Origin of the sequence: Acinetobacter lactucae (assembly GCF_013344765.1) — a bacterium.
Taxonomy (GTDB): Bacteria; Pseudomonadota; Gammaproteobacteria; order Pseudomonadales; family Moraxellaceae; genus Acinetobacter; species Acinetobacter lactucae_A.
Genome location: NZ_JABVBF010000312.1, coordinates 1 through 1,525, shown reverse-complemented (window position 1 = coordinate 1,525; position 1,525 = coordinate 1). Strand labels below are relative to the sequence as shown.

Annotated in this window: 2 protein-coding genes; one reads left to right on the top strand and one right to left on the bottom strand. The window is 36.7% G+C overall.

Translation table 11 applies throughout. The features are described from left to right. Positions 1–200: 200 nt before the first annotated feature. Positions 201–800 (bottom strand): TetR/AcrR family transcriptional regulator, encoded by a 600-nt coding sequence (locus HUN22_RS16955; protein ID WP_174731844.1) that lies wholly within the window; start codon positions 798–800, stop codon positions 201–203. Positions 801–921: 121 nt separating this feature from the next. Between HUN22_RS16955 and HUN22_RS16950 the strand changes: the two genes are divergently transcribed. Further along, positions 922–1,266: a darcynin family protein gene (locus HUN22_RS16950; protein ID WP_174731842.1), complete on the top strand. Its 345-nt coding sequence runs from the start codon at positions 922–924 to the stop codon at positions 1,264–1,266. Positions 1,267–1,525 lie beyond the last annotated feature (259 nt).

Genomic DNA, 1,525 nt, shown 5'->3' with positions numbered 1-1,525 from the left:
CATCAAAATAGTTTATTCCTTTACTTCGTTTAGCAAGGAGATAAAACATAAAAATAGAGTAACCCACCAAACCTAAAAAAAGCGAAGTAAATGCACTTACCTCTGCTTTACTCATAATTTCATCTTTCATAAATTCCCCAATAAAAAAATAATTATTTAATAAAATAAAAAAAGCTATTTTATAGCAAAATTAATAATCTTTAATATAGCTCTAAATAGCCAAATACAGCTTTTTCAACTCGCTGCTGTAAATGATTTAAATCGCTTTCCCCAGCTAGGCCTGCGGCGTTAATCATTCCTTTACTTAAAGCAATCACATCTTGCGCGGCTGTCTGTGCATGTGAAATGCCACAACGTATAAACAGATCAGAAATTATGGTTTCAAGCTCGTGTTGAAGTTCACTTTCCTCAGTGTCTTTTCCTATAAGTTCGGAAGCAAACTCTAGTGTTCGTGCCAACTGCGGGCGGCTCAATTGATGTTGTACAGCAGCGTGTATGATGAGTTTTAGTTTTTCTTTTAAGTCTGCGGCTTCATGTTGCTGTATAGCTTCAACGATACGACTTGAGAGTTTAGTGCGCTCACGTCGAATTAACTCAACGATTAAAGCATCTTTAGATGGAAAGTATTGATATAGGCTACCAATGCTTACACCAGCAAGTTCAGCCACGGCATTAGTGTTAAATCCAGCAAAGCCTAATGACTCTAAAATGCGAGCAGCCGCCTCTAAAATAGCTTCAAAGGTAGCCACTGAACGTGCTTGACGCGGACGTTTACGTGGGTCTGGAAGTGTTTCTGACATGAGCCGAAATGCGAGTATGTAATGTGAGTAATCACTCATATACTGACTGAGTCATATTGATATGACAAGCAAATGCTGTCTTTTCAGTTGAGCTTCAACTCGGCTCAGTCATGGAGTGGTTATGTCTAGAACCTATACTTTTTTTATTCATTTAAGAGCTTTTCCTGCTTGGTTGGCTTTAGCTCGTGAAAAGCGGGCTGAGTTTAGTACACAAAAGCTTGAACCTATTTTTGAGAAGTACCCGACTGTAAAAGTTCGATGGTATGACGTTGAAGCGTTTAGCACTAAAGCGAGTGATATTGCTGTGTTTGAGACGACATCTTTGCAAGATTATTATTTTGTGATTGATGCGATTCGAGACTCTGAGTTTTGTACAGTGCCCTACTTTGAGTTTGTAGAGATTATTCCTGCAATTGAAGATGGGTATGTGGAGTATGAAGAAAGTTTCTCGCAAAAACACGTATAACTTTTTATCAAACCAGTAATTTTATGGCTATGCCTAAGGTAATAGCCATCGTAAAATCTAGCTTTATTTCGAATTTTTCATATCTATTTAATATAGCTATTCTTTTTAAAAACTTGTTGGAAAGTTAAAGGAATATTTTGTGTATTAGGTATATGCCCAAAGAAATGCTCATCTTTTGTTTGGAAAAAGACATCAAAGCTTTGACTCATAAATGAATCGACTTCACTTTGTTTTTGATAAATTGGTTTAAGCCTATTGA

What these genes read in the sequence shown, in the direction of transcription:
- HUN22_RS16955 (WP_174731844.1), bottom strand. Translation starts at nt 800, where the DNA reads ATGTCAGAAACACTTCCAGACCCACGTAAACGTCCGCGTCAAGCACGT.
- HUN22_RS16950 (WP_174731842.1), top strand. Translation starts at nt 922, where the DNA reads ATGTCTAGAACCTATACTTTTTTTATTCATTTAAGAGCTTTTCCTGCT.